Below are 24,326 nucleotides of genomic sequence, written 5' to 3' on the forward strand. Positions count from 1 at the left end.
GGCGGTGGCGTTAAGCGACCGCCTTTTTAATGGCTTTTATACGGATAGGGGTAGATTTGATGGCAGATATTCATCAGCTATGGGTGGCAGCAATCCTTGGGATTGTTGAGGGGTTAACGGAGTTTCTCCCTGTTTCTTCCACCGGGCACATGATCATTGTCGGTCATCTGTTAGGCTTTGAAGGTGATAAAGCAGATACTTTTGAAGTGGTTATCCAGCTGGGTTCCATCCTGGCCGTGGTGGTCATGTTCTGGCGTCGTCTGTTTGGTCTAATCGGTATTCATTTCGGCAAGGTGCCTCACGAAGGCACAGGCAAAGGCCATCTGACGCTGATTCATATCCTGCTGGGCATGGTTCCGGCTGTTGTCATCGGGCTGATTTTCCACGATAAAATTAAAACGCTCTTTAACCCCATCAATGTGATGTATGCGCTGGTCGTCGGCGGCCTGCTGTTACTGGCGGCAGAGTACCTGAAGCCAAAACAGCCGAAAGCGGTAGGGATTGATGATATGACTTATCGTCAGGCCTTTATCATTGGCTGTTTCCAGTGTCTGGCGCTGTGGCCGGGCTTTTCTCGTTCCGGTGCGACCATTTCCGGCGGGATGCTGATGGGCGTCAGTCGTTATGCGGCTTCCGAGTTTTCCTTCATTCTGGCCGTACCGATGATGATGGGCGCGACGGTGCTGGATCTCTATAAAAGCATGGGCTTTTTGACCATGGCCGATATGCCAATGTTCGCCGTTGGTTTCCTGACGGCTTTTGTCGTGGCGCTTATTGCTATCAAAGTGTTCCTGAAGCTTATTCAGCGTATCTCTTTTGTTCCTTTCGCCATCTACCGCTTTATTATTGCGGCAGCGGTGTACATGATTTTTGTGTAGAAAAAAAGCCGGACTTTGGTCCGGCTTCCTTTTAACGCTGCTGTTCCTGCCACTTTTGTAGCGCTGCAATACGTCTTCGCGTTAACTCTTCCCTGACTTCAATACCCTTAAAGCCTGCGGCCACCACCTCTTTTGTTGAGACGTTCTGCACAACTTCAAACGCCTGGCGTAAGTAATCGCCCTGCGGATAGGCATTGTTTTCAAAACCTGTGCGGCCACGCGCGTCAGCCTCGCTGGTCAAGGCAATCTGCTCGACGCGGTGCGGCTTGCGCCATGCATCAATACGATCGAAAAGGCCGATCAGCGCTTCCGGACTTTGCCGTTCTACGGTATGCACCAGATCGTGAAATTCCGTTACCAGCAGCGCCAGGTCGCGCACGTTATTCGGTACGCGCAGCCGCTGGCAAAGTTGTTCTACCAGCGGAACGCCAGCCAGACCGTGACCGTGATGGCTTGGCCATTTTTCCTGTGGCGTTAACGCTTTGCCAACGTCGTGAAACAGCGTAGCGAAACGAACATCTACCTCGTCGCTTAACTGTGCCGCAATCGCCAGCGTCATCAGCGTATGCACGCCGGTATCAATTTCCGGATGCCATTTAGCCGGAGCGGGCACGCCATAAAGGTTGTCCAGTTCAGGAAAGAGTACCGCCAGCGCGCCGCAGTCCCGTAACGTCTGAAAATAGACCTGGGGATCGGGCGTTTCCAGCGCCTTTTCCGTCTCTTTCCAGACGCGTTCCGGCGTTAGCTCATCCAGTTCGCCGCTGGCCGCCATCTCGCGCATCAGCGCCATTGTCTTATCCGCAATCTTAAAACCAAGATGGGCAAAACGCGCGGCAAAGCGCGCCACGCGCAGGACGCGCAGCGGATCTTCTTTAAAAGCATCGGAAACGTGACGCAGCTGGCGCTGTTCTATATCAGCCCGGCCGCCGTAGGGATCGTAATAGCGCCCGTCTTCATCGCAGGCGATAGCGTTAATAGTCAGATCGCGACGCTGCAAATCCTGCTCCAGCGTCACGTCCGGTGCGGCATAGCAGACAAAGCCGGTATAGCCGCTACCGTTTTTACGCTCGGTACGTGCCAGCGCGTATTCCTGCTGCGTCTCAGGATGCAGGAAGACCGGGAAATCACGGCCAACCTGTTGATAACCAAGCGCTAGCATCTCGGCAGGTGACGCGCCGGTCACGACCCAATCTTTGTCTTTGACCGGCAAATTTAACAGTGCGTCGCGTACCGCGCCACCGACAAGGTAACTCTTCACTACTTACTCCCGGACGTAAAATTTTCAGGCATCATACGTGAAGTGTAGAGCCTCTCCCACCGTTGTGCAGAGCCTTGCCTGAGAGCTGAAGCGCAAAAGGGCAGCAAAAAGTGTCAGAAACACCTAGTTCATCCAGCGATCTTTTTTCTTTCTGCTGGGGATCATGTGCGGCAGCAGCAGGCCCAGCAACAGGCCGATACCAGCAACGCCGCCACCATACATAAACCACTGCATAATAATGGTGCGCTGCTTATCGTCCAGCTGCACGTTAGCGGCATTCACCTTCTTCTGCGCAACGATCAGCTCGTTTCTAAGCTTTTGATTTTCTGCTTTCAGGCCGTTAATCGCGTTATCGCTACCCGCTACTTTCTTTTGCATCTCTGCCGTACGCTGATTCCAGCTGCCGTCGATATTCGCCAGCTTATCGGTCAGATCTTTGACCTGCTGTTCCAGCTGCGGCACGCGAGTACGCAGGCTTGGCTGCTGGCTTAACTGTGCCAGCGGGATCCAGGAAGTATGTCCGCTGGCATCGCGAATCTGTCCATAATGAGTTTCATTATTGGTTTGCACCAGCGTCACTTCTTCGCCCGCGTTGAGCGTGCCGGTCAGGCGGTAGCTGTCGCTGGGGCCGCTGCGCACCCAGGTAGAAAGCTCGTCGGAAATGTAGCGTTTTTCTTCGGCGTGGAGCGATGCGGCAACGCTAAAAGTCAGTAAAGTGAGGCCAATAAAATGCGTTTTTTTCATTCGGAATCTTTTTTGTGAGAGCGGAAAAAAAGTAATGGCACAGTCTGGAGATGGCTCGCATAAAGCTAAATGAGAACTATCCTGGACTCGGTCCGTCGCGAGCCAGCGCGCAAAGCGCCACGAAAGTCAGGACAGCCAGAGGGGTTGTGCATTACTCTTTTCGTCATATCTGGCTGAGCCTCGTCCATATCCGGGCGGTTTTCGACGATGTGCCGAATAAAAGCCGACTACCCTGAGGTATAATCAGGCTTTTGTTAACCGTGCCGCTAATCTGATTAAGAAAATATGACCATAGAAATCGAGTTAAAGTTCATTGCTACGCCCGAAAGCGCTGAAAAGCTGCCGACCTCTCTTGCTGCCTGGCCAAATCTGCATAGCGCACCGCAAAAATTGACCAATATCTATTTTGAAACGCCGGAGCGCCAGCTGCGGCGCTGGGACATGGGGCTGCGTATTCGTGGCTTTGGCGACAGCTATGAAATGACGTTGAAGGCGGCGGGGCAGACCGTCGGTGGCCTGCATCAGCGTCCGGAATACAATGTTCCGCTACAGGAACCGGTACTGGCTATCGACAAGCTGCCTGCGGAAATCTGGCCGCAAGGTTGCGATCTTCAGGCGCTACAGGCGCAGCTGAAGCCGCTGTTCAGCACCCATTTTGTGCGTGAAAAGTGGGTAGTTACTTACCTGAATAGCGAGATAGAAGTTGCTCTGGATCGCGGTGAAGTGCAGGCAAACGAGCTTAGCGAGCCGCTTAACGAAATTGAGCTGGAGCTGAAAAAAGGCGAGCGTGCCGAGCTGCTGGCTTTTGCTGCCGAACTGGCGGAAATGGGCGGGTTGCGCCTGGGTAGCCTGAGCAAAGCGGCTCGCGGATATCAGCTTGCCCAGGGACAAACCCAGGCTGAACTGCGTCCGTTGCCTATCCTGAAAACCAGGCCGAAAGCCACGGTTGAAGAGGGGATGCGTGCCGCCTTCACGCTGGCGTTAAGCCAGTGGCAGCATCACGAAGAGCTGTGGATGCGCGGAAACCCGGCAGCGCTGAAGGAAATTCATCAGGCACTGGAAACGCTGCGTCAGGCCTTTTCTCTGTTTGGTACGCTGGTGCCGCGCAAAGCAAGCAGCGAGCTACGTCAACAGCTGGCCGCGCTGCAGGACAAGCTTTCGCAGGAAAAACTGCAGCCGACCCTCTGCTTTACGCCGCTCTGGCTACAGACCCAGTTAGCGCTTACCAACTGGATAGCAAGCGACGGCTGGCGTTCATTTATGGATGCAAAGAGTGACAGCAAACTGCAGGGCTCTTTCAAACGCTTTTGCGACATCATGCTGGGCCGCCTTTCTGCCGATCTAAAAGAAACCTTTAGTCGGGTGCGTCAGGTAAATGAATATCAGGACAAGCTGGCCCGTTTGCAGCATCAGCTGCTGGCGGCACGTCTGCTGGCCGGGGCTTATAGCGAAGCGGACGTCACCTCCTGGCTGGAGCTGTGGGAACAGCTGGCCCACGCCATTAAAACCCATCAGGAAGCCTGGCTGGAAACTTATCGCCAGCAGGCGCTGAAACAGCCGGTCTTCTGGAAAAACGGCAGCGCCTGATTTAAGCGCTGACCGACTACACAGGGAATTATCTATGTCGCCTTTATCCTTAACGCCGTTGCCCCCGTTGCTCGCCGGACAGCTGAACGCTGACTGGCACGAAGCGGAGCCTGCGCTGCAGGCCGCCGTAGCCTTCAGCGATTTTATTAGCGAAAACCTGGCGCGCTACCCCGAGTGGCGGCAAATGCTGCTGGAAAAAACGCCGCAGCCGGATGAATGGCGGCATTACGCCGACTGGCTGGCGCAGGAGCTGGCTCAGGTGAAAACCGAAGCCGAGCTGATGCGCGAGCTACGCCTTTTCCGCCGTCACATGCTGACGCGTATCGCCTGGATGCAGGCGCTGTCGCTAAGCGCCACCGAAGAGACGCTACGGCAGTTAAGCGTACTGGCGGAAATACTGATCGTGGCGGCGCGCGACTGGCTATGGCAGGCCTGCTGTAACGAAATGGGCACGCCGGTTAATGCCAAAGGAGAACCGCAGCCGCTGCTGATTTTAGGCATGGGCAAGCTGGGCGGCGGCGAGCTGAATTTCTCTTCGGATATCGATCTGATTTTTACCTGGCCGGAGAACGGCGTTACCCGGGGCGGTCGCCGCGAGCTGGATAACGCGCAGTTTTTTACCCGGCTGGGGCAGCGGCTGATTAAAGTGCTGGATCAGCCAACCGCCGACGGCTTCGTCTACCGTGTCGATATGCGCCTGCGTCCTTTTGGCGACAGCGGGCCGCTGGTGCTGAGTTTTGCCGCGCTGGAAGATTACTATCAGGAGCAGGGCCGCGACTGGGAAAGGTATGCGATGGTCAAAGCGCGGCTGATGGGCGGTGCCGACGACCGCTGGAGCCAGGAGCTCGAGCAAATGCTGCGGCCTTTTATCTATCGCCGCTACATTGATTTCAGCGTCATTCAGTCGCTGCGCAATATGAAAAGCATGATTGCGCGCGAGGTACGCCGGCGTGGCCTGACCGACAACATCAAGCTGGGCGCGGGCGGCATCCGCGAAACGGAATTTATCGTGCAGGTATTTCAGCTAATTCGCGGCGGACGTGAGCGCTCGCTACAGCTGCGCTCCTTTCTGCCGACGCTACAGGCTATAGATACACTGCATCTGTTACCAACCGAACAGGCACGGCAGCTGCGCGAGGCTTACCTGTATTTGCGCCGTCTGGAAAACCTCTTGCAAAGCATTAACGACGAGCAGACGCAGACGCTGCCGGTGGATGACCTCAATCGTGCTCGCCTGGCGTGGGCAATGGGGGTAGCCGACTGGTCGGCGCTGTATCAGCGGCTGGAGCAGCATATGGCCGCGGTACGCACGATTTTCGATGAGCTTATCGGCGACGATGCGCCCGAAATCGCAGAAGGAAAGGAGGCGGACGAATATGGCGTGCTGTGGCAGGACCGGCTGGAAGAGCCGGAGCTGGCTCCGCTGGTGCCGCAGCTGGCCGCTTCTGCCCAGCAGCACCTGCTGCGGGTCATTAACGAGTTTCGGCAGGATGTGGATAAACGCACCATCGGCCCGCGCGGTCGTCAGGCGCTGGATCAGCTGATGCCCAGACTGCTGGGCGAGGTTTGCCCGCGACCCGATGCGGACGTCACGCTCAGCCGTCTGACGCCGCTGCTGCTGGGCGTGGTCACGCGCTCGACCTATCTTGAACTGCTGACGGAGTATCCCGGCGCGCTCAAGCACCTGATTCGCCTGTGTGCGGCTTCGCCGATGGTGGCCAGCCAGCTGGCGCGTTATCCGCTCTTGCTGGACGAACTGCTTGATCCGGCAACGCTGTATCAGCCCACGGCCACGGACGCCTATCGCGATGAGCTGCGGCAGTATTTGCTGCGTATTCCCGAAGAGGATGAAGAGCAGCAGCTGGAGGCGCTGCGCCAGTTTAAGCAGGCGCAGCATCTGCGTATTGCCGCTGCCGACATTGCCGGAACGCTGCCGGTGATGAAGGTGAGCGATCATCTGACCTGGCTGGCTGAAGCCATTATTGAGCAGGTGGTGCGGCAGACCTGGCAAATGATGGTGCAGCGCTATGGCCGTCCCGATCATCTGCAGGATCCGCAGGAGCGGGGCTTTGCCGTGATTGGCTACGGCAAGCTGGGCGGCTGGGAGCTGGGCTACAGTTCGGATCTGGATCTGGTTTTTCTACATGATTGTCCCGCAGAAGCGGTAACGGACGGCGAGCGCAGTATTGACGGCCGCCAGTTCTATCTACGGCTTGCTCAGCGCATTATGCACCTGTTCAGCACGCGGACGTCATCCGGCATTTTGTACGAGGTAGATGCGCGGCTGCGTCCTTCCGGCGCGGCGGGCATGCTGGTCAGTACCTTTGCCGCGTTTGACGACTATCAGCGTCATGAAGCCTGGACCTGGGAACACCAGGCGCTGGTAAGGGCGCGCATCGTCTTTGGCGATGCGGCGCTAAGCCAGCGTTTTTCCGCTATCCGTCGCGGCGTTCTTTGCCTGCCTCGCGAGGCGGAAAAGCTGAAAACGGAGGTGCGGGAAATGCGCGAGAAGATGCGCGCCCACCTTGGCAGCAAGCAAAAAGGACAGTGGGATATCAAAGCGGATCGAGGCGGCATCACCGATATTGAATTCATTACGCAATATCTGGTCTTACGCTATGCCGCTGCGGAACCGGAGCTAACGCGCTGGTCTGATAACGTGCGGATTCTGGCGCTGCTGGCTCACCATGGCAATATGCGCGAGGAAGAGGCCGAGGCGCTAACCAGCGCTTACGTGACGCTTCGCGATGAGCTGCATCATTTAGCGCTACAGGCGCTGCCGGGCCAGCTCGCGCCAGAGGCGTTCAGCGCGGAGCAGGCCGTGGTAAATGCCAGCTGGCAACGCTGGTTTGAGGCGTGAAAGGAGCACAATGTGCGGGATCGCCGCCATGTGCTATCATCGCGCGCACTATTTTTTGACTGATTGCAGCCTGGAGTATCTGGAATGAAAATTACGCTGCCCGATTTTAACCGTGCGGGTGTTCTGGTTGTTGGCGACGTGATGCTGGATCGCTACTGGTATGGGCCAACCAGCCGTATCTCTCCCGAAGCTCCGGTTCCGGTGGTGAAGGTAGACAATGTGGAAGAGCGTCCCGGCGGCGCGGCCAACGTGGCGATGAACATTGCCTCGCTTGGCGCCAGCTCTTGTCTGGTCGGCCTGACCGGCGTGGACGATGCCGCGCGCGCGCTGAATGAAACGCTGACCAACGTTAACGTGCAGTGTGATTTTGTGGCCGTTACCACGCATCCAACCATCACCAAACTGCGCGTGCTGTCCCGCAACCAGCAGCTGATCCGTCTGGACTTTGAAGAGGGATTTGACGGCATTGACGTCGAACCGCTGCATCAGCGCATTCGTCAGGCGCTACCGGCGGCGGGCGCTCTGGTGCTTTCAGACTATGCCAAAGGCGCGCTGGCCAGCGTGGAAAGCATTATTCGTATCGCCCGCGAGGCAAACGTACCGGTGCTGGTCGATCCCAAAGGCACGGATTTTGAACGTTATCGCGGCGCGACTATCCTGACGCCAAACCTTTCAGAATTTGAAGCGGTAGCGGGTAAGTGCAAAGACGAAGCGGAAATTGTCGAGCGTGGCATGGCGTTGATGCAGCAGTTTGAGCTGTCGGCGCTGCTGGTTACGCGTTCGGAAAACGGCATGACGCTGTTGCAGCCTGGCAAAGAGCCTTTCCATTTACCTACGCAGGCGCAGGAAGTGTATGACGTAACTGGCGCAGGCGATACGGTCATTGGCGTGCTGGCCGCCGCGCTGGCCGCAGGCAATACGCTGGAAGAGAGCTGCTTTTTAGCTAACGCCGCCGCAGGCGTGGTGGTAGGCAAGCTGGGTACGTCCACCGTCTCCACGGTTGAGTTGGAAAACGCGATTCGCGCCCGTCCTGAATCAGGCTTTGGCGTGATGACGGAAGCGCAGTTAAAAGATGCGGTTGCGCTGGCGCGTCGTCGCGGCGAAAAAGTGGTGATGACCAATGGCTGCTTTGACATTCTGCATGCCGGGCACGTTTCCTATCTTGCCAACGCGCGTAAGCTCGGCGACCGCCTGATCGTGGCCGTTAACAGCGACGCCTCTACCAAACGGCTGAAAGGCGAAAGCCGTCCGGTCAATCCGCTGGAAAACCGCATGATCGTGTTAGGCGCGCTGGAAGCCGTCGACTGGGTGGTGGCGTTTGAAGAGGATACGCCGCAGCGAGTGATTGCCGATATTCTGCCGGACCTGCTGGTAAAAGGCGGCGATTACAAACCGGAAGAGATTGCGGGCAGTGAAGAAGTTTGGGCAAACGGCGGCGAAGTGCGCGTGCTGAATTTCGAAGACGGTATCTCTACCAGCAACATCATTAAGGCGATTCAGTCGAAAAAGTAAGTCTGAACGTAACCGACCAGGGTGCCGTGATAATCGCGGCACCTTGTCAGAAAATTTACTGCATATCTTCTGTTTTCAACACTTCTTTCGGCGTGTTATCCACGTGACGGCTTTCCAGCTCGGCAATGCGGCTTTCCAGCGCCGCCAGTTTTTCGCGGGTGCGCAGCAGTACCTGCGTCTGCACGTCAAACTCTTCGCGGTTAACCAGATCCAGACGGGTCAGCTGTGACTGTAAGGTCTGACGAATCTTCTTCTCGACGTCGTCGCCAAACTCGCGGATCCCTTTTGGCATAGATTCATGAACCTGGCGGGCAAGTTGTTCAATTTTTTTTGGGTCAATCATGGCGGCTTCCTGATAGCGACAAAGTTTTGTTAAGTGTAATGCCATAACCTGAAAGGTTAAACCCAAAAACGCCAAAGCGACAAAATGGCTAAGGATTTGCCTGTTTTGTTCGTTGCCCTGCTATTTTTTCGGCGTTATAGTAAACGGGCTTATTCTCAGGGCGGGGCGAAATTCCCCACCGGCGGTAAATCAGCTACGGCTGAAAGCCCGCGAGCGCTTCAGATCTTCCAGGTCTGAAGGTCAGCAGATCCGGTGTAATTCCGGGGCCGACGGTTAAAGTCCGGATGGGAGAGGGTAACGTATCCTGTCGGGCTTATACCCGCCTCGCCGTTATTTTTTGCGCTCCTAAGTTCGCCCTGATTCTGGTAACTCATAGAAAACAAAGGATTACTTACCATGAATCAGACGCTTCTTTCTGAATTTGGCACGCCGGAACAGCGTGTTGAACGTGCCATCGACGCCTTACGCAACGGGCGTGGCGTGATGGTGTTAGATAATGAAGATCGTGAAAACGAAGGCGATATGATTTTCGCCGCAGAAACCATGACCGTTGAGCAGATGGCGCTGACCATCAGACACGGCAGCGGCATTGTTTGCCTGTGCCTGACTGAAGAACGTCGCCGCCAGCTTGAACTGCCGATGATGGTGGAAAACAATACCAGCTCTTTTGGTACCGGTTTTACCGTCACCATTGAAGCGGCGGAAGGCGTCACCACCGGCGTTTCTGCTACAGATCGCATTACCACTATCCGCGCCGCTATTGCTGATAACGCCAAACCGAGCGATTTACATCGTCCGGGACACGTGTTTCCTCTGCGCGCGCGCGAAGGCGGCGTATTGACCCGCGGCGGCCATACGGAAGCCACTATCGATCTGGTTACGCTGGCCGGCTTCAAACCCGCTGGCGTACTGTGCGAGCTGACCAATGACGATGGCTCTATGGCACACGCGCCGGAAGCTATCGAATTTGCAAAGCAGCACGCTATGCCGGTCGTCACCATTGACGATCTGGTTGCCTGGCGCCGTAGCCGCGAAACGCGTCAGGCAAGCTAGGCTATTTCGGCTGTTTACCCGCACTGCGTTAACAGCCTTGCCAGGATCCCGCTACGGCGGGATCGGGCTATTAGCAATCTGAAAAACCATTAACTGAACCTGAACGCCCGCCTGCACCACGCTCTTGATCCTGCTTCTTTACTCCGCACCTGCTTTTTTACTTCGCATCTTGCTCTTTTTACTTCGCTCCTTGCACTCTTTGCTCCGCACCTTGCTCTCTTTACTTCGCGCCTGTTCTCTTTATTCCGCCTTTGCTTGCTGCGCTGTAAGTCGTTACAACATTAAACAGGCATGCACCCCATACCTGTCTGTACGTCATAGCGTGGATCTTTGTCTGGTACGACGCTCATGCCCACAGCTTGTTAATAAAAAACCTCTGGAAAAGCATTTTTTTTACTCAAAATTACTGACGATCATCATCAGGCTTATCCGGGTTTATCCAGGCAAAAAAGAGCGTAACCTGGTGGCTATAAAGTTACTCAGAGGAATTATCATGACGCATTCGATGCCTGCGCTATTTCTGGGACACGGCAGCCCGATGAACGTGCTGGAAGAAAATGTATATACCGAAGCCTGGCGCAAGCTGGGACAAGATCTGCCGCGCCCGAAAGGGATTATTGCCGTCTCCGCACACTGGTACACGCGCGGCACGGCGGTAACCGCAATGGAAAACCCCCGCACCATCCATGATTTTGGCGGCTTTCCACAGGCACTATTTGATACGCGCTATCCCGCGCCGGGGTCCCCTTCATTAGCAAAAAAAGTGGCGGAAGCGCTTGCTCCCGTAGACGTGCAGCTGGATCGCGAGTGGGGCTTCGATCACGGTAGCTGGGGCGTGTTGATAAAAATGTACCCGGAAGCGGATATCCCGGTGGTGCAGCTTAGCGTGGACGGGACGAAACCTGCCGCATACCATTTTGAACTGGGCCGCAAGCTGGCCGCGCTACGTGAGCAGGGCATCATGATCGTCGCCAGCGGCAACGTGGTGCACAATTTGCGTATGGCTCGCTGGGCGGCACAGGCGGAACCTTATGACTGGGCCGCGTCGTTTAATAACTATGTTCGCGACAATCTGGCATGGGAAGGCGCAGCGGAGGAGCATCCGCTGGTTAACTTTATGCAGCATGAGGGGGCCGGACTTTCTAATCCGACGCCTGAGCACTATCTGCCGTTGCTTTACGTGCTGGGCGCACGGCTGCCGGGCGAAGCCGTGTCCATACCGGTAGACGGGCTGGAGATGGCTTCGCTAAGTATGCTTTCGGTAAAGATTGGCTGAAAGCTTACTCAATAAACGTATGCGGATAAAAGCGCGAAAGATCCTGGGTGATCAGGGCACGATCTTCACGCAGACCAATACCGGCTGGCAGATCGTCTATCAGCCAGCTACCGATAAGCGTATAGCTGTCGCCAAACTTTGGTAGCGGATGGAACTGCTGAACGATCATGCCTTCTTCACCATAAGGGCCATCTGCGCGAGCGATCTCTTTGCCGTTTTCCACAATGCGGATGTTGGCGCCTTCACGTGAAAATAGCGGTTTAACCACATATCTATCCATCGCCGGGACGCTGTCTTCAGCAAAATAAGCGGGCAGCAGGTTAGGATGATTGGGAAACATTTTCCACAGCAGCGGCAGCAGTGCCTTATTGGAAATAATGCTTTTCCAGCCCGGCTCCAGCCAGCGCACGCCCGCGTCGGCCAGCTTGGTAGAAAAGGTTTCCCGCAGCATAAACTCCCAGGGGTAGAGCTTGAAGAGATTGCTAATCACCTGGTCGTGAACATCGGTAAACTGGCCTTTTTCGCCCAGGCCAATTTCGTCGATATAGAGAAACTCGCTCGGCAAGCCCGCTTCCGTCGCACAATCCTGCAGATATTGCACCGTGCCGCGATCTTCATCCGTATCGCGGCAGCAGGCAAAATGCAGCCAGCTGAAGCCGTGCTGCTGATGCAGTGCCGCAAAGCGCTCTATCAGCTTCTCCTGAAGGCTATTGAACTGATCGCTACCGGCAGGTAGCCGCCCAGCGCTGAGCTGATCCTCCAGCCAGATCCATTGGAAAAAAGCCGCCTCGTACAGAGAAGTTGGCGTATCGGCGTTATTCTCCAGCAGTTTAGCATCGCCATGACCGTCCCATGCCAGATCCAGACGCGAATAGAGCGAAGGCTGGCTGGTCTTCCAGGATGTGCGGACAAAATCCCAGGTATGCTTTGGAATGCGGAACTTAGCCAGCAGCTCTTCGCTGTTGACCACTTTGTCCACCACCTGTAAACACATCTGATGCAGTTCGCCGGTTACGTCTTCCAGCCTCTCAATCTGCTGCAGCGTGAACTGGTAATAAGCATCTTCGCACCAGTAGGGCTCGCCGTGCATGGTGTGGAAGCGAAAGCCGTATTCAGTGGCTTTTTCGCGCCAGTCGGGGCGTTCTGCAATAGCCAGACGTTGCACGTTTAACCTCCGAAAGTCCGGCGGGAACCGGACGTTGCGCTGCTGCGCTGCATAGTGGACTGCTTCGCGACGCTTTCACCAAAGCCGCCGCGCGTTACCGTGCTGGTGGTCATTGGTTTTGGCGCCAGCGCGGATTTTGGTACGGTCATAGTGCGGCCCGGCGTGGCGGCACCAAAGCTTTTACCGCTGGCGTCAACGAATTTGCCGTTGGCCGGGCTGCCCGGCGAGCGTGAGGTAAACAGCGGCTGCTGCGCAAAGCCTGCACCGCCGCCCATCAGGCGTCCCATCATATAACCCGCCATTAAAGGCATCCAGAAGCTGCCGCTTTGCTGCGACTCTGCATTGGTCGTGCCGACCCCGGCCTGAGCAGGCGCTTTCTGACACTGGCCTTCGCCAAATTCCGCCACGCAGTCTTCGCGGGTAGCATATTTTGGCGCGGTCTTCTCCGCCTCTTTTTTGGCATTATTGTAAGCAGTGGTGCACTGCTCGCTCTTGCCGGGATTGGCTGAAGAACAGTCATCGGCGTTCTGATACAGCGAGACGGTTTCATCCGTTTTTTCACAGCCGGCAAGCATAAACACCGCGGTAACCGCCAGGGCTACCGGTGTAAGGTGACGTGCGCTCCAGCTTTTGCGAAAGGAGGCATGGTTAATTTTTTTTGTCCGTTTCATCATATTTCGTCCTGAGCCCAAAGGTACTGCTTAGGATAGGGGAACGACGGTGGAAAATGAAGCAACAGGTAAGGGTTGGTAAGGGATCTTTACTTAGTTATACGTTTGAAATTAAAAGGGGCAGCGTCGCTGCCCCAAAACGCTTAGTGGCGGAAGGGGTTGCCGCTATGCGTACGTGCAGCAGCCGGAGCCGGAGCCGCAGCGCGCTGCACCGCAGGCGAAGCCGCAGTCTGCGTGCCGTTTGCTGCTGCATCCTGCTGCGTATTTTCCGGTGCAACCGCTTCTGGCGAGGTAGGCACTTCTTTGCCCAGACGGCTGTTCAGCATTTGCAGATCCTGCTCGTTCAGCGTGCCCAGAGCCGATTTAATATTCAGCTCGTTAATCATATAGCTGTAACGCGCGTTGGAGAGCTGTTGCTTGGCGTTGTAAAGCGTGGTGGTGGCATCCAGCACGTCAACGATAGTGCGCGTACCAACCTGATAACCCGCTTCCATCGCATCCAGCGAGCTTTGCGCCGAGACCACAGCCTGCTTATAGGCGTTGATGCTGCTGATAGAAGCATTAACGTTATTGAAGGAGGAGCGTACGGTCTGTACTGCGGTACGGTGCGCGCTCTCCAGCTGCTCGCTGGCGGCAACATAAGAATACTGCGCCTGCTTCACCTGCGACGTCACGGAACCGCCGCTATACAGCGGTAGCGTAAAGCTCAGGCCCACCTGGTTGGAACCGGAGATGCTGTCCTGATAGGCGGCGCTGTTGGCGCGGCTGCCGCCATATTTGCTGTTGGATAAACCGGACTGCGCCGTTAAATCCAGCGTAGGCATGTGGCCGGTTTCGTAGTAGCGGATCTGCTCGCGTGCCAGATCCTGGTTCAGACGCGCGGAAAGCAGGTTAAGGTTACGGCTTTCCGCTTCTTTCAGCAGCGCGTTAACCGGCTGCGGCTTTTGCGTTTGAAAGCTGTCTACGTTAAGCGAGGCCAGGCTTAAATAGTAGTTACCGGTTACCTGGCGCAGCGTTTCAAGATTGTTGTCCAGGTTATTGCGGGCCGTTACCTCACTGGCCAGCACGCTGTCATACTGCGCGCGCGCGTTCTGTACGTCAGTAATCGCCACCAGGCCAACATTAAAGCGCTGGGTGGTTTGATCCAGCTGACGGTAGATCGACTGTTTCTGCGCTTCGGTATAGGAAAGCGTGTCGATAGCGTTTAATACGTTAAAATAAGCGGTAGCGGTATTAAGAATCAGGTTCTGCTGCGCGGTCTGGTAGGTGACGTCCTGAACACCTGCCGTTTTCTCCTGCAGCGTCAGCGCACGCCATTTCGACATATCGAAAATGGTCTGCGTCAGCTGCAGCGTACCGCTGGTCGTGTTGGAGTGCAGACCACTGCTGTCACGATAACCGTTGTTGTAAGTATAATCAGCACCCAGGCCCAGCTGAGGCAGTAAAGGGCTGCGTGCTTCGTTGATTTTCTCAAACGCGGCATCGCGATCGGCTGCAGAACTGCGAAGATCAGGGTTAGACAAGCGAGCCTGCTGATAGATCTGCAGCAGATTTTCCGCCTGGCTGGCGACGCTGAAGCCGCCCAGGCCCAGGCCGATAAGTAAAGGGAGCAGTTTCTTCATTTGCATTCCTTGTTGTGCAGCAATGTTGCTATGGTAGCGCTGTTGTAAGCCAAAAAAATTATCGCCGATTCTACCAGAGTAAACAAAAAAGATAAGTTGGCTGAAAGTGCCATGTTGCCACAATTTACTTAAATTAATCATTAAGTACTACCAGCCTGGCGGATTCTGGCGGCCATTTTGCATTTTCCGCAATATCGATAAAGGAGAACAAACGATGAGCGACGAGAAAAAATACCCGGTGACTTTCACCAAAAACGATGTAGAAATTATCGCACGAGAAACATGCTACAAAGGTTTTTTTTCGCTCACTCGTTACCGCTTCCGTCATCGTCTGTTTAACGGCGGTATGAGCAAAGAAGTCGCGCGGGAAGTTTTTGAACGCGGTCATGCTGCCGTGCTGCTGCCTTACGATCCCATCAGCGATCGGGTTGTGCTGATTGAGCAAATCCGTATTCCTGTTTTTGACAGCAGCCCAACGCCCTGGCTGTTAGAATTAGTGGCCGGTATTATCGAACCGGGCGAAACGCCGGAAGAGGTTGTACGGCGTGAAGCAGTAGAAGAAGCCGGAATCAAACCCGCTCGCGTTAAGCCAGTGCTCAGCTATTTGTCGAGCCCTGGCGGCACCAGCGAGCGGCTGGAGATTCTGGTGGGCGAAGTGGATGCCAGCGTGGCGCAGGGAAACCACGGTCTGGAGGAAGAGAATGAGGATATTCTTGTGCACGTGGTAAGCCGTGAGCAGGCTTACCGGTGGGTGGAAGAGGGGAGAATAGACAACGCGGCCTCGGTCATCGCTCTGCAATGGCTGGAACTGCATCATAAAAAACTAAGAGACGAGTGGAAAAACGAATGATAAAGCGCTACGTGCCTGATTTCCCTGAAATGATGCGGATCTGCGAAACCAATTTCGCGCAGCTGCGTCGTCTGCTGCCGAAAGAAGATCGGGCGGGAGAGTCAGTCACCTGGCAGGTCAACGGGGCAAGTTATACGGTGACTATCCAGGAATCAACGCGTTACACTACGCTGGTAGAAATAAAGCAGACCGCGCCAGCCGTGAGTTACTGGAGCCTGCCGGCCATGTCCGTACGGCTCTATCACGATGCGATGGTGGCGGAAGTGTGTTCAACTCAGCAGATCTATCGCTTTAAAGCACGCTATGATTATCCAAATAAAAAGCTGCATCAGCGTGATGAAAAGCACCAGATAAACCAGTTTCTTGCAGACTGGCTGCGCTACTGTTTGGCGCACGGCGCAATGGCTGTTCCGGTATGGTAGGTCAGCGGAACAGCGTTAACCCTAAGGATTTTGATTGGATAGCCTGTTAAAACTTCCTGTGGAGAGTGGTTTCCGGGCAAGAGTTCTGCAGATAACCGACACTCATCTTTTTGCAGGTAAACATGAAACGCTGCTGGGTGTGAACACCTGGGCCAGTTTTGACGCGGTGCTGCAGGCCGTCTCCGCCTGCGAACAGCCGTACGATCTGATCGTCGCAACTGGCGATCTGGCGCAGGACCATACTGTCGAAGCCTATCAGCATTTTGCTGAGGGCATCGCTCGTCTGCCTGCGCCCTGCGTCTGGCTGCCGGGCAATCACGATTTCCAGCCCGCCATGTTTAACACGCTGGCCGAAGCGCAAATCGCGGACGAAAAGCACGTACTGCTGGGCGACCACTGGCAAATCGTCCTGCTGGACAGTCAGGTTTTCGGCGTACCGTACGGCGAGCTAAGCGACTATCAACTGGACTGGCTGGAAAAGACGCTGGCGATTGCGCCTGAACGCCATACGCTGGTGCTGCTGCATCATCATCCGCTGCCTTCAGGTTGCAGCTGGCTCGATCAGCACAGCCTGCGCAATCCGCATATGCTGGAAGCAGTCCTGCAACGCTATCCGCTGGCGACCACGCTGCTTTGCGGCCATATTCATCAGGATTTAGATCTCGACTGGAACGGCCGTCGCCTGCTGGCCACGCCTTCCACCTGCGTGCAGTTCAAACCGCACTGCACCAATTTTACGATTGATTCCGAAGCACCGGGCTGGCGCTGGCTGGATTTGTATACGGACGGTCGGGTAGAGACTCAGGTTGAACGCCTGCAGACGCGCGCGTTTAATCCCGATCTCGATTCGGAAGGATATTAAGATGGCCACGCTGATTTATCTGCACGGGTTTAACAGCTCGCCTCTGTCCGCCAAGGCGACGCAGTTCCGGCAGTGGCTGGCGACGCACCATCCGCAGATTCAGGTAGAAGTGCCGCAGCTGCCGCCTTTTCCCGCAGATGCGGCGCTCATGCTCGAAAACCTGATTATGGGCCTGTCGGGCGAAGCGGTGGGTATTGTGGGCTCGTCGCTGGGCGGCTATTACGCGACCTGGCTTTCGCAATGCTTCACGCTGCCGGCCGTGGTGGTCAATCCGGCGGTGCGGCCTTTTGAGCTGCTGGTGGATTATCTGGGGCTGAATCAGAACCCGTACACCGGTCAGCATTATGTGTTAGAGTCACGCCATATTTACGATCTGAAAGTAATGCAGATTGACCCGTTAGAGTCGCCGGATTTGCTCTGGCTGCTGCAGCAAACGGGCGACGAAGTGCTCGATTACCGCCAGGCTGTGGGCTACTACAGCGCCTGCCGCCAGACGGTTGAAGAGGGCGGCAATCATGCTTTTATCGGATTCGAACGCCATTTCTCCCCGATCCTTGATTTCCTGGGCCTGTCGGCCTGAGGCGGGACGCGGAGACCTACTCATTCTCTAGCCACCAAGATTTATACGATGACTCAATCCAGCTATAACGCTGACTCCATTGAGGTACTCAGCGGCCTTGAACCCGTTCGTCGCCGTCCGGGAATGTATACCGACACGTCACGCCCTAATCATTTAGGTCAGGAAGTGATCGATAACAGCGTGGATGAAGCGCTGGCGGGCCACGCCAAACGCGTCGAAGTAATCCTGCACGCCGATCAGTCATTAGAAGTCATTGATGACGGGCGCGGCATGCCGGTGGATATCCATCCGGAAGAAGGCGTGCCGGCAGTTGAACTGATCTTTTGCCGTCTGCATGCGGGCGGTAAATTTTCGAATAAAAACTACCAGTTCTCCGGCGGCCTGCACGGCGTGGGGATTTCGGTGGTCAATGCTCTGTCAACGCGCGTGGAAGTGACCGTACGCCGTAACGCTGAAGTTTACGAAATGGCGTTTGAAAACGGCGATAAAGTGCAGGATCTGCACGTCACGGGCACCGTCGGCAAACGCAACACCGGCACGCGCGTGCGCTTCTGGCCTGATGCGTCGTTTTTTGACAGCCCGCGCTTTTCCGTTTCGCGCCTGAGCCATCTGCTGAAGGCGAAAGCCGTGCTCTGTCCGGGCGTGGAAATCGTCTTTAAAGACAAGGTCAACAACACAGAGCAGAGCTGGTGCTACGCCGACGGCCTGACGGACTACCTGTCAGAGGCGGTCAACGGCCTGCCGACGCTGCCGGAACAACCTTTCGTTGGCTCCTTTGCGGGCGATATTGAAGCGGTCGATTGGGCGCTGCTGTGGCTGCCGGAAGGCGGCGAGCTGCTGACGGAAAGCTACGTCAACCTGATCCCGACCATGCAGGGCGGCACGCACGTTAACGGCCTGCGCCAGGGCTTGCTGGACGCCATGCGCGAGTTTTGCGAATACCGTAATATTCTGCCGCGCGGCGTGAAGCTGTCGGCGGAAGATATCTGGGATCGCTGCGCTTACGTCCTGTCGGTAAAAATGCAGGATCCACAGTTTGCCGGTCAGACTAAAGAGCGCCTCTCTTCTCGCCAGTGTGCGGCGTTTGTTTCCGGCGTGGTCAAAGACGCCTTTAGCCTGTGGCTGAACCAGAACGTACAGGCGGCAGAAATGCTGGCCGAGCTGGCCATCTCCAGCGCGCAGCGACGTATGCGCGCCGCGAAGAAGGTCGTACGTAAAAAGTTAACCAGCGGCCCGGCGCTGCCAGGTAAGCTGGCGGACTGTAGCGCGCAGGACTTAAACCGCACGGAGCTTTTTCTGGTGGAAGGGGATTCCGCAGGCGGCTCGGCCAAGCAGGCGCGCGATCGTGAATATCAGGCGATTATGCCGCTGAAGGGGAAAATCCTGAATACCTGGGAAGTCTCTTCTGACGAAGTGCTGGCGTCGCAGGAAGTTCACGATATTTCCGTGGCTATCGGCATCGATCCCGACAGCGAAGATATGAGCCAGCTGCGCTACGGCAAAATCTGTATCCTGGCCGATGCGGACTCCGATGGTTTGCATATTGCCACGCTGCTCTGCGCACTCTTTGTGCGCCATTTCCGCGCGCTGGTCAAAAACGGTCACGTCTACGTGGCGATGCCGCCGCTCTACCGCATCGATCTGGGCAAGGAAGTCTGGTATGCGCTGGATGAGGAAGAGAAAGCGGGCATTCTGGATCAGCTGAAGCGCAAGAAAGGCAAGCCTAACGTGCAGCGCTTTAAAGGGCTGGGTGAGATGAACCCACTTCAGCTGCGCGAAACCACGCTGGATCCTAACACCCGTCGTCTGGTGCAGTTAACCATCGATGATGATGAAGTGGAACAGACGCTGGCGGTGATGGACATGCTGCTGGCGAAGAAACGCTCGGAAGATCGCCGCAACTGGCTGCAGGAAAAGGGCCACACGGCGGAAATCGAGGTTTAAAGATCGGTTGCCAGTGAGGAAAACCCGGTTCAGCTGAACCGGGTTTTTTGTTTTTAAGCACCGCCTTTATTTCCGCGCGACGGCGATACCCCCCGTTTTCGCTCAGGAAAGCGGCGCATCCATTGCCTCTATTCCCGCGCGACGGCAACTCGCTAACGCTGCAAAATCGCCAGAAAAGCCGCCTTCACCTTTTCAGCCTCTACGCCCAGGCAGAGGGTTTGCGCGCGGCAGTCTGCATAGGGATCGAAGCGGGAGGCGAGCGGGCTGACTTTATGCAGGGTTTGTCCCAGCGTAATGCCTTCCGTAACCACCCGCACCGGTGCGCTGACGGTGACAAAAAGCTCGGGATGCGTCAGCCATAAAATCGTCAGCGTATCGTGCAGCGCCATGCCTTCAAATCCTTCCCGCGCCAGGCTGTATTGCAGATAGCCTCTGGAAATCTGCTCTAAAACCGGCATGTTCAGCGCCCGGATCTCGTCACCGGTAATCAGCACCTCGTGGGTCACGTCCAGCGGCAGCACGGTCACGGGCAGGGCGGAAGAAAACACCTGATCGGCGGCATGCGGATCCTTCCAGATATTAAACTCGCTGTGCGGCGTCACGTTTCCCGCGTGGCCGTTAGTGCCAAAGGCACCGCCCATCATCACCAGCTCTTTTACCAGCGGAATGATATCGGGCGCCAGGTTGATTGCGGCGGCGATATTGGTCAGCGGGCCGATAGCCACCAGCGTTACTTCGTGCGGCAGCGCCCTGACGGTGTCGATAATAAAGCTGACGGCGTTGCCCGCCTCTTCATCAAAGGGATTGTCCAGCACGTCGCCTAATCCATCGCCACCGTGTACCGTTGTGGCGCTGGCCGAAGGAGAGAGCGCCAGCGGACGCGAGCAGCCGCGAAACACTGGCGCGTTACAGCCAATCAGCTGCGAAAAAAGGCGGGCGTTTTTCACCGCCTGGCCGACCGCTACGTTACCGAACACGGTCGTAATGCCGAGGATCTGCTGGGTCCTGGCGGCGCAGGCCAGTGCAAAAGCGTCGTCCACACCGATATCCGTATCAAAGATGATTTTTTTCATCGCATGCTCGCTCAATAAACGAAGAGGGCTAGCGCGGCAAGGCGTCCAGCTCGGGCGAAAAATGTACGTCTTTCAGGAAGGCGCTGACGCGAGGATGGTCGCCGCCGCGCAGAGCGTCCGGGGCATCATCGCAGACCACGCGGCCTTTCTCCATAAAGACAATGCGATCGGAGACCTTGAAGGCGAAATTCATCTCGTGCGTCACAATTATCATCGTAATGCCTTCACCCGCCAGGTTTTCAATTACCTTTAACACCTCGTTGACCTTTTCAGGATCCAGCGCGGAAGTCGGTTCGTCAAACAGCATAATTTGCGGGCGCATCATCAGCGCACGGGCGATGGCGACGCGCTGTTGCTGGCCGCCGGAAAGCTGATGCGGATATTTAAATGCGTGCTCCAGCATGCCAACCTTTTGCAGCAGCACGCAGGCGTGATGCTTCAGCTCGCTAAGCGGCGCCAGACGATGATAGCGCGGAGCCAACAGCAGATTGTTCATCACGGTAAGGTGAGGAAACAGATTAAAGCTCTGGAATACCATTCCAATATTTAACCGATGTTCGTCGTGCTCAATAAAGCGCGGCCGGTGCGCGCCCTGCTGGCTAAGGCGGATAAAAGGCTGGCCGTTGATGCGGATTTCGCCGTTATCGATCTGTTCCAGACCGTTCAGTAAGCGGATCAGGGTGGTTTTTCCCGAGCCGGAAGGGCCAATCACGGAAACCACTTCGCCCGGCTGAACCTGTAGGCTTACCGCGCCCAGCACTTCCACATTGTTATAGGCTTTATGCAATTTTGCCGCCTGTAAAGCAGGTGCCTCGCCCACGGTCTGGCGCACGGCGGCGGAAAAAGGCCTGGCTGCCAGCGTGGTCAAAGCGGTATCGGGCTTGCGGGCGCTGTTCCTGCGGGTCACGTCCAGATAGCGCTCCAGTCGCTTCAGCAAGAAGTCGAATACCGTCACGATAAAGACATAATAAAATGCCACCGCCGCCATGGTTTCCATTACCAGAAAATTCTGCGAATAGAGGCGTTGGCCAACCATCAGGATCTCGGTAAGCGAGATCACGGACACCAGCGAGCTAAGCTTGACGATAGAAATATACTCATTGGCCAGCGACGGCAGCGCCACGCGCAGCGCCTGCGGGATCACCACGCGCCACTGGATGCCTACATAGCGCAATCCTAGCGCCCGCGCGGCTTCCCGCTGGCCTTTGGGAATAGCCAGCAGGCCGCCGCGATGAATTTCGGCAATATAGGCCGTTTCGCTCAATACCAGCGCAATCAGCCCGGCCCAGAAAGGATCGCTGAGCAGGCCGCTCGTGCCGGGCAGCGCCTGCGGCAGGTTATAGACAAAAATCAGCAGCACCAGCAGCGGCAAACTGCGAAACAGCCAGATATAAGCGCGGGCGGGCAGTGACAGCCAGGGGCGCGAGGCCTGCTTGCCCAGCGCCAGCACAAAACCCAGCACGATGCTGATGATCCAGCTTGCCAGGCTCAGCTTGATGACCGTCCAGGTCGCCAGCCAGAAATCTGCATCGTCAAGCAGGCTTAGTAAGTAGTTCCAGTCGAAAGTCATATCAGCTCCTGGCACCAGGGATTAAGGTTTCAGCGCCTTGACATCGGCATCCTGCGGTTCCGCCAGGTGGTACTTCTGTAACAGCGTGGCGTAGTTGCCACTGGCCTTATAGGCGGCGATACCGTCGATAAGCTGCTGTTTAAATGCCGTATTCTCTTTGCTGACGCCCAGCCCAATCAGCACAGGATAAAGCAGCGAATCTGAGCTCACCGCCAGGCGGCCACGCATCTTTGCCACCAGCTGGCTGGCGACCGCGGCATCGGTCATTTGTACTTCAACCGCGTGGGAAAGCAGCGCCTGCGTGGTCTGCGGATCGGTGGAGTATTCGCTGACCATAATTGGCTTCAGACCCTGTTTCGCGCAGTAGTCTGTAGAAAGCGCGTGCAGTTTTTCCAGCCAGTAGGTGCCCTGCATAGAGCCCACTTTATGGCCGCAAAGCTCCTCTGGTTTTTTCGGTTTAAAGCTGCTGCTCTGCAACGTAATTAGCGACTCGCCGGTTTTTAGATAGGGGATCATCTCAATGATCTTCTGGCGTTCCGGCGTGATAAACAGCGCGGAAGCGATCAGCTCATAGCGTTTTGACTGAAGACCCGGGATCAGGCTGGTAAAGCGCGTATCGACATACACGGGCTGAAGCTTCATCGCCTGCGCCACGCCGTTAATAAATTCGATATCAAAACCGGCCGGCGTTTTGCCATCCAGGTACTCATAGGGCGGAAAGGTCATATCGGTACCGACCATAAGTTTTCCCGGCGTCATTACTGCGGCCTGAGCGCCAGCGGCGGCAACAGAAAAAACGGCGGCGGTAGCAAGGTGGCGAAAGTTAATCATCATTATTCTCCGGTGCAGGTGAGTCAGTTTTTAGCCCGGCGCATGCTCATCGCCGGACCTTATTTTTAATGCTGATCGCGCTGGATCAGGACAAACTGCCGTGCCTGTCTGGCCAGCGGCGTGCCGTGGTGGCGATAAACGGTTGTGACCTCTCCCGTCAGCAGAACGCAGCCGTACAGCGTCAGCCGTTCCACCAGCAAACAGTCAAGGCTGGCGACAGCACCGGACAGGAGCGGATTACCTTCAGCGCTGCTTTGCCAGCTACCATGCGTAAAGGCTTCGCTGGTCGGGGACATTTTCGTGAACAGCGAAGCCAGCGCTTTCTGTCCCTCAGCCAGTACGTTGACGCAAAAGCAGCCGTTAGCCTGCACAACCGAGCCAAAAGGCTGATCGGACGGCAGTACAATAACCAGCAGCCGACGCTCGGCACAAAGTGAAGCAAAAGTGGTAACAGTGCAGCCAGCCTGGCCGCCGGGGCCATCGCTGGCCGCGATGGCGACGCCGGTCACGCAGCTCTCCATCGCGTTGATAAAAGCGTTGCGGGCAATCGACGGCAGAGCCTGAACGGTAGAGACCATAGCGAATTCCTGTGCAAGTGAAGTCTGAGTATGTTCATGGCGTCCGCAAAAGATAAATGCGTATTTTTTTATGCTAAGGCACCAAAAAAACGAGGCAGTAACAGGCCAGTTTTTCCTTAGCTTCTACAGAGAAAAAACCTTATTTATTTTCCCGGCGCTAAAGCACAAAAATGAGGCTTAAGCTGGCGGCAGTGCCAGCGTCACTTTTGCCCAGAGGGAATCGCCCATGAGCCAACCAACCCATACCCGCATTCGCATGTTCAATACCAAAGACACCTATCCCAACCAGACGCTGGATAACGATCTGTGTCAGGCGGTGCGGGCTGGCAACACCGTTTACGTGCGCGGTCAGGTCGGCACCGATTTCGCCGGTAATCTGGTCGGGCTGGGCGATGCCGGTTTACAGGCTGAGCAGGCGATGAAAAATATTCAACAGCTGCTGGCCGAAGCGGGCAGCGACCTGAGCCATATTGTTAAAACCACTACTTACATCATCGATCCGCGCTACCGCGAGGCGGTTTATCAGGTCACCGGCAAATGGCTGCGCGGCGTTTTTCCCATTTCTACCGGCCTGGTAGTTTCGGCGCTGGCGCAGCCGCAGTGGCTGGTGGAAATTGACGTTATCGCCGTGATCCCGGAGGCATAAC

General features: G+C 56.0%; 22 protein-coding genes and 1 riboswitch. Of the genes, 12 read left to right on the plus strand and 10 right to left on the minus strand.

The features are described 5' to 3' along the window. Window positions 1-59: 59 nt before the first annotated feature. Window positions 60-878 carry an undecaprenyl-diphosphate phosphatase gene (bacA, locus tag KUE00_RS10970; protein ID WP_246759912.1) on the plus strand — a complete coding sequence of 273 codons (819 nt, stop codon included), beginning with the start codon at window positions 60-62 and terminating at the stop codon, window positions 876-878. Window positions 879-909: 31 nt separating this feature from the next. Here bacA and KUE00_RS10975 read toward each other — a convergent pair whose 3' ends face one another. Next, window positions 910-2,136, minus strand: coding sequence for a multifunctional CCA addition/repair protein (locus KUE00_RS10975; RefSeq protein WP_246759913.1), 1,227 nt, complete (start codon window positions 2,134-2,136; stop codon window positions 910-912). Window positions 2,137-2,259: 123 nt separating this feature from the next. After that, window positions 2,260-2,880 (minus strand): TIGR04211 family SH3 domain-containing protein, encoded by a 621-nt coding sequence (locus KUE00_RS10980; protein WP_246759914.1) that lies wholly within the window; start codon window positions 2,878-2,880, stop codon window positions 2,260-2,262. A 285-nt stretch (window positions 2,881-3,165) separates the two neighbouring features. Between KUE00_RS10980 and KUE00_RS10985 the strand changes: the two genes are divergently transcribed. From KUE00_RS10985 to hldE, 3 genes are all read left to right on the plus strand, one after another. Next, the gene (locus KUE00_RS10985; RefSeq protein WP_246759915.1) at window positions 3,166-4,467 is read left to right on the plus strand and encodes a CYTH domain-containing protein; all 1,302 of its coding nucleotides are present in this window, start codon (window positions 3,166-3,168) and stop codon (window positions 4,465-4,467) included. Window positions 4,468-4,501: 34 nt separating this feature from the next. Beyond that, window positions 4,502-7,327 carry a bifunctional [glutamate--ammonia ligase]-adenylyl-L-tyrosine phosphorylase/[glutamate--ammonia-ligase] adenylyltransferase gene (gene glnE / locus KUE00_RS10990; RefSeq protein WP_246759916.1) on the plus strand — a complete coding sequence of 942 codons (2,826 nt, stop codon included), beginning with the start codon at window positions 4,502-4,504 and terminating at the stop codon, window positions 7,325-7,327. 84 nt (window positions 7,328-7,411) lie between these two features. Further along, complete coding sequence (gene hldE, locus KUE00_RS10995; protein WP_246759917.1) at window positions 7,412-8,839, plus strand: bifunctional D-glycero-beta-D-manno-heptose-7-phosphate kinase/D-glycero-beta-D-manno-heptose 1-phosphate adenylyltransferase HldE; 1,428 nt, start codon at window positions 7,412-7,414, stop codon at window positions 8,837-8,839. 55 nt (window positions 8,840-8,894) lie between these two features. On the opposite strand, the gene ubiK is transcribed toward hldE, so the two are convergent. After that, complete coding sequence (gene ubiK, locus KUE00_RS11000) at window positions 8,895-9,182, minus strand: ubiquinone biosynthesis accessory factor UbiK (protein WP_246759919.1); 288 nt, start codon at window positions 9,180-9,182, stop codon at window positions 8,895-8,897. Between the two features lie 147 nt (window positions 9,183-9,329). Then, window positions 9,330-9,482, plus strand: a riboswitch (FMN riboswitch). A 96-nt stretch (window positions 9,483-9,578) separates the two neighbouring features. On the opposite strand from ubiK, the gene ribB reads away from it, so the two are divergent. Together ribB and ygiD are read left to right on the plus strand one after the other, a co-directional pair. Continuing rightward, entirely contained in the window at window positions 9,579-10,235 is a 657-nt protein-coding gene (gene ribB / locus KUE00_RS11005) for a 3,4-dihydroxy-2-butanone-4-phosphate synthase (protein ID WP_246759920.1), read from the plus strand. Between the two features lie 493 nt (window positions 10,236-10,728). Continuing rightward, window positions 10,729-11,511 (plus strand): 4,5-DOPA-extradiol-dioxygenase, encoded by a 783-nt coding sequence (gene ygiD / locus KUE00_RS11010; protein WP_246759921.1) that lies wholly within the window; start codon window positions 10,729-10,731, stop codon window positions 11,509-11,511. Window positions 11,512-11,515: 4 nt separating this feature from the next. On the opposite strand, the gene KUE00_RS11015 is transcribed toward ygiD, so the two are convergent. From KUE00_RS11015 to tolC, 3 genes are all read right to left on the minus strand, one after another. Further along, a complete protein-coding gene (locus tag KUE00_RS11015) occupies window positions 11,516-12,676 on the minus strand; it encodes a glutathionylspermidine synthase family protein (RefSeq protein WP_246759922.1) in 1,161 nt (386 codons plus the stop codon). 2 nt (window positions 12,677-12,678) lie between these two features. Then, the gene (locus tag KUE00_RS11020) at window positions 12,679-13,347 is read right to left on the minus strand and encodes a DUF1190 family protein (RefSeq protein WP_246760122.1); all 669 of its coding nucleotides are present in this window, start codon (window positions 13,345-13,347) and stop codon (window positions 12,679-12,681) included. A gap of 143 nt (window positions 13,348-13,490) precedes the next feature. Next, window positions 13,491-14,969, minus strand: a complete 1,479-nt coding sequence (tolC, locus tag KUE00_RS11025; protein ID WP_246759923.1) for an outer membrane channel protein TolC — start codon at window positions 14,967-14,969, stop codon at window positions 13,491-13,493. 214 nt (window positions 14,970-15,183) lie between these two features. On the opposite strand from tolC, the gene nudF reads away from it, so the two are divergent. The 5 genes from nudF to parE are packed head-to-tail and all read left to right on the plus strand — an operon-like array spanning window position 15,184 to window position 19,627. After that, a complete protein-coding gene (gene nudF, locus KUE00_RS11030) occupies window positions 15,184-15,819 on the plus strand; it encodes an ADP-ribose diphosphatase (protein ID WP_246759924.1) in 636 nt (211 codons plus the stop codon). Next, on the plus strand, window positions 15,816-16,241 hold the full coding sequence (locus tag KUE00_RS11035; RefSeq protein WP_246759925.1) for a DUF1249 family protein: 426 nt from the start codon (window positions 15,816-15,818) through the stop codon (window positions 16,239-16,241). Before nudF ends, KUE00_RS11035 begins: the two co-directional genes overlap by 4 nt. 34 nt (window positions 16,242-16,275) lie before the next feature. Beyond that, window positions 16,276-17,103: a 3',5'-cyclic-AMP phosphodiesterase gene (gene cpdA, locus KUE00_RS11040; protein WP_246759927.1), complete on the plus strand. Its 828-nt coding sequence runs from the start codon at window positions 16,276-16,278 to the stop codon at window positions 17,101-17,103. A 1-nt stretch (window position 17,104) separates the two neighbouring features. Beyond that, window positions 17,105-17,683, plus strand: coding sequence for an esterase YqiA (gene yqiA / locus KUE00_RS11045; RefSeq protein WP_246759928.1), 579 nt, complete (start codon window positions 17,105-17,107; stop codon window positions 17,681-17,683). 48 nt (window positions 17,684-17,731) lie between these two features. After that, entirely contained in the window at window positions 17,732-19,627 is a 1,896-nt protein-coding gene (gene parE, locus KUE00_RS11050) for a DNA topoisomerase IV subunit B (protein WP_246759930.1), read from the plus strand. 152 nt (window positions 19,628-19,779) lie between these two features. Here the strand turns inward: parE and KUE00_RS11055 are convergent, their stop codons facing one another. From KUE00_RS11055 to KUE00_RS11070, 4 genes are all read right to left on the minus strand, one after another. Next, window positions 19,780-20,700, minus strand: a complete 921-nt coding sequence (locus KUE00_RS11055; protein WP_246759931.1) for a nucleoside hydrolase — start codon at window positions 20,698-20,700, stop codon at window positions 19,780-19,782. Between the two features lie 28 nt (window positions 20,701-20,728). After that, window positions 20,729-22,270, minus strand: coding sequence for an amino acid ABC transporter permease/ATP-binding protein (locus tag KUE00_RS11060; RefSeq protein ID WP_246759933.1), 1,542 nt, complete (start codon window positions 22,268-22,270; stop codon window positions 20,729-20,731). Between the two features lie 21 nt (window positions 22,271-22,291). Next, entirely contained in the window at window positions 22,292-23,101 is an 810-nt protein-coding gene (locus KUE00_RS11065; protein WP_425523577.1) for an ABC transporter substrate-binding protein, read from the minus strand. 65 nt (window positions 23,102-23,166) lie between these two features. Further along, window positions 23,167-23,679, minus strand: a complete 513-nt coding sequence (locus KUE00_RS11070) for a flavin reductase family protein (protein ID WP_246759937.1) — start codon at window positions 23,677-23,679, stop codon at window positions 23,167-23,169. Between the two features lie 226 nt (window positions 23,680-23,905). Here KUE00_RS11070 and KUE00_RS11075 point away from each other — a divergent pair, with 226 nt between their 5' ends. Further along, window positions 23,906-24,325, plus strand: coding sequence for a RidA family protein (locus tag KUE00_RS11075; RefSeq protein WP_246759939.1), 420 nt, complete (start codon window positions 23,906-23,908; stop codon window positions 24,323-24,325). The last annotated feature ends 1 nt before the right edge of the window (window position 24,326 follow it).

The sequence above is a fragment of the Erwinia phyllosphaerae genome, from assembly GCF_019132875.1.
GTDB lineage: Bacteria > Pseudomonadota > Gammaproteobacteria > Enterobacterales > Enterobacteriaceae > Erwinia > Erwinia phyllosphaerae.